Source organism: Nocardioides sp. Root151 (assembly GCF_001427925.1).
GTDB lineage: Bacteria > Actinomycetota > Actinomycetes > Propionibacteriales > Nocardioidaceae > Nocardioides.
The window spans coordinates 1-4,363 of sequence record NZ_LMGG01000006.1; the positions used below are offsets into that span (position 1 = coordinate 1).

The 4,363-nt window shown below is 56.0% G+C and carries 3 rRNA genes; all 3 read left to right on the forward strand.

From position 1 onward, the window contains the following. A 16S ribosomal RNA gene (locus tag ASD66_RS17555) occupies window positions 1-491 on the forward strand; the annotation flags it as partial. Between the two features lie 335 nt (window positions 492-826). Further along, window positions 827-3,863 (forward strand): 23S ribosomal RNA (locus tag ASD66_RS17560). A gap of 123 nt (window positions 3,864-3,986) precedes the next feature. After that, a 5S ribosomal RNA gene (gene rrf, locus ASD66_RS17565) occupies window positions 3,987-4,103 on the forward strand. The last annotated feature ends 260 nt before the right edge of the window (window positions 4,104-4,363 follow it).

Genomic DNA, 4,363 nt, shown 5'->3' on the forward strand with positions numbered 1-4,363 from the left:
ATGGCTGTCGTCAGCTCGTGTCGTGAGATGTTGGGTTAAGTCCCGCAACGAGCGCAACCCTCGTCTTATGTTGCCAGCACGTAATGGTGGGGACTCATAAGAGACTGCCGGGGTCAACTCGGAGGAAGGTGGGGATGACGTCAAGTCATCATGCCCCTTATGTCCAGGGCTTCACGCATGCTACAATGGCCGGTACAAAGGGCTGCGATACCGTAAGGTGGAGCGAATCCCAAAAAGCCGGTCTCAGTTCGGATTGGGGTCTGCAACTCGACCCCATGAAGTCGGAGTCGCTAGTAATCGCAGATCAGCAACGCTGCGGTGAATACGTTCCCGGGCCTTGTACACACCGCCCGTCACGTCACGAAAGTCGGCAACACCCGAAGCCGGTGGCCCAACCCTTGTGGAGGGAGCCGTCGAAGGTGGGGCTGGCGATTGGGACGAAGTCGTAACAAGGTAGCCGTACCGGAAGGTGCGGCTGGATCACCTCCTTTCTAAGGAGCTATTGGCAGACATTGTCTGTCCAGTCTGTCTGTTTCGTGGCCGAATGTGTCGCGGCAGGCAACGCTCACTAGTGGAACGTCGATTAGTTGGTGGGAGCTTTCCGCCTGGTCTGTTAGTACTGTCCTTCGGGACGTGGAACGCGGGGTTTGGTGGGGGTGAGCACTTGACACACTGTTGGGTCCTGAGGGATCGAGTCTTGACTCGTTTTCTCGTGGGCCATCACACCGCTGAACCGCTTGGTCGTTGGACTGGGTAGGCACGGAGTTTGTGGTGGTACCGCCCGTATCTTGAGAACTACACAGTGGACGCGAGCATCTTTGTAGCAAGACAAGCTACTAAGGGCACATGGTGGATGCCTTGGCACCAAGAGCCGATGAAGGACGTAGGAACCTGCGATAAGCCCCGGGAAGTTGGTAACCAAGCTGTGATCCGGGGATTTCCGAATGGGGAAACCCAGCTGGAGTCATGTCCAGTTACCTCTGTCTGAACACATAGGACAGTTGGAGGGAACACCGGGAAGTGAAACATCTCAGTACCGGTAGGAAGAGAAAACAAAAGTGATTCCGAGAGTAGTGGCGAGCGAAATCGGAAGAGGCCAAACTCGTGCAGTGTGATAGCCGGCAGGCGTTGCTGTTCGAGGGTTGTGGGGCCGTCACGTCGGATCTGCCGATCCGACACAGAGTTAGAAACCATCGTTGAAGTCGAAATGGATTGGAAAGTCCTGGCGTAGAGGGTGATACCCCCGTACACGTAAGACGATGGCTCTGAGACGTCACCCCAAGTAACACGGAACCCCTGAAATTCCGTGTGAATCTGGCGGGACCACCCGTTAAGCCTAAATACTCCTTGGTGACCGATAGCGGACAAGTACCGTGAGGGAAAGGTGAAAAGTACCCCTGGCGGGGAGTGAAATAGTACCTGAAACCATGTGCCTACAAACCGTTGGAGCGGGGATTCGTCCCTGTGACAGCGTGCCTTTTGAAGAATGAGCCTGCGAGTTTGCGTTGTGTTGCGAGGTTAACCCGTGTGGGGAAGCCGTAGCGAAAGCGAGTCCGAATAGGGCGTTTGAGTAGCACGATCAAGACCCGAAGCGAAGTGATCTATCCATGGGCAGGTTGAAGCGCGGGTAAGACCGCGTGGAGGACCGAACCCACTTAGGTTGAAAACTGAGGGGATGACCTGTGGATAGGGGTGAAAGGCCAATCAAACTTCGTGATAGCTGGTTCTCCCCGAAATGCATTTAGGTGCAGCGTCGCGTGTTTCTTGCTGGAGGTAGAGCACTGGATAGCCGATGGGCCCTACAAGGTTACTGACGTTAACCAAACTCCGAATGCCAGTAAGTGAGAGCGCGGCAGTGAGACTGCGGGGGATAAGCTCCGTAGTCGAGAGGGAAACAGCCCAGACCATCAGCTAAGGTCCCTAAGCGATAACTAAGTGGAAAAGGATGTGGAGTCGCACAGACAACCAGGAGGTTGGCTTGGAAGCAGCCACCCTTGAAAGAGTGCGTAATAGCTCACTGGTCAAGTGATTCCGCGCCGACAATGTAGCGGGGCTCAAGTTATCCACCGAAGCTATGGCATTCATGCGTAAGACAGGCCTTTGTGGTCCAGTTGCATGGATGGGTAGGGGAGCGTCGTGTGGGCAGTGAAGCGGCGGAGTGATCCAGCCGTGGAGGCCACACGAGTGAGAATGCAGGCATGAGTAGCGAATGACTGGCGAGAAACCAGTCCGCCGAATGATCAAGGGTTCCAGGGTCAAGCTAATCTGCCCTGGGTAAGTCGGGACCTAAGGCGAGGCCGACAGGCGTAGTCGATGGACAACGGGTTGATATTCCCGTACCGGCAAAATAGCGCCCATGACGAACCTAGTGATGCTAAGTGCCCAAAACCACCGGGATCCTTCGGGACGATGGTGGCAGAGCGCACGACCCGAACTAGTAGTAGTCAAGCGATGGGGTGACGCAGGAAGGTAGTCCAACCGTGGCGATGGTTGCCCACGGCTAAGGGTGTAGGGCGAACGGTAGGCAAATCCGCCGTTCATGTGCCTGAGACCTGATGGGGAGTCCGTATGGACGAAGTGGATGATCCTATGCTGTCGAGAAAAACCTCTAGCGAGCTATGCGCCGCCCGTACCCCAAACCGACTCAGGTGATCAGGTAGAGAATNAGGGGGGCCGGATTCGTGATGGGACTTGCTCCCGGAAGCGATGAAGGCCGCAGAGACCAGGCCCAAGCGACTGTTTACTAAAAACACAGGTCCGTGCGAAGTCGTAAGACGATGTATACGGACTGACTCCTGCCCGGTGCTGGAAGGTTAAGGGGACCTGTTAGAACTTCGGTTCGAAGCGGAGAACTTAAGCCCCAGTAAACGGCGGTGGTAACTATAACCATCCTAAGGTAGCGAAATTCCTTGTCGGGTAAGTTCCGACCTGCACGAATGGAGTAACGACTTGGGCGCTGTCTCAACCGTGGACTCGGCGAAATTGCAGTACGAGTAAAGATGCTCGTTACGCGCGGCAGGACGGAAAGACCCCGGGACCTTTACTATAGTTTGGTATTGGTGTTTGGTTCGGCTTGTGTAGGATAGGTGGGAGACTGTGAAACGGCGACGCCAGTTGTCGTGGAGTCAACGTTGAAATACCACTCTGGTCGTACTAGATATCTAACCTAGGTCCATTATCTGGATCAGGGACAGTGCCTGATGGGTAGTTTAACTGGGGCGGTTGCCTCCTAAAATGTAACGGAGGCGCTCAAAGGTTCCCTCAGCCTGGTTGGCAATCAGGTTTCGAGTGTAAGTGCACAAGGGAGCTTGACTGTGAGAGTGACAACTCGAGCAGGGACGAAAGTCGGAACTAGTGATCCGGCGCTGGCATGTGGAAGCGGCGTCGCTCAACGGATAAAAGGTACCCCGGGGATAACAGGCTGATCTTCCCCAAGAGTCCATATCGACGGGATGGTTTGGCACCTCGATGTCGGCTCGTCGCATCCTGGGGCTGGAGTAGGTCCCAAGGGTTGGGCTGTTCGCCCATTAAAGCGGCACGCGAGCTGGGTTTAGAACGTCGTGAGACAGTTCGGTCCCTATCCGCCGCGCGCGCAGGAAACTTGAGAAAGGCTGTCCCTAGTACGAGAGGACCGGGATGGACGAACCTCTGGTGTGCCAGTTGTTCCGCCAGGAGCACGGCTGGTTAGCTACGTTCGGAAGTGATAACCGCTGAATGCATCTAAGCGGGAAGCACGTTTCAAGATGAGGTTTCCCACCGGGTTAACCGGGTAAGGTCCCCAGTAGACTACTGGGTTGATAGGCCGGAGGTGTACAGCAGCAATGCCTAGCCGACCGGTACTAATAGACCGAGGGCTTGTCCCTCAAAGATGTTGCGCGTCCACTGTGTGGTTCCCGAGTTACGGTCGGGAACCTTGAGTTCCGAACCATAGCTCCCTTTCGGGGAGATGTTTCGGGGCGAATTGGTTTGATCTAACTCCATAGAGTTTCGGCGGCCATAGCGATGGGGAAACACCCGGCTCCATTCCGAACCCGGAAGTTAAGCCCTTCAGCGCCGATGGTACTGCAACCGGGAGGTTGTGGGAGAGTAGGACGTCGCCGGACATTACTTTGTAGAGGCCACCTCATTTGAGGTGGCCTCTACGCATTTGTCCACCTAACCTTGGATCCCCAGGGTTGGTCACCGCCGAAAGGATTCCCCTGCCATGGCCGAGAACACTCCGCGCCGCAATGACCGCCGCCCCAACACCAGCGGCAACAACAGCGGCGGCGGCAACGGTGGGGGCAACACCAGGGGCACCAACGGCCGCACCAACAACAACACCAGCAGTAGTGGTGGCGGCCGGCCCAGCAGTAGTGGTGGC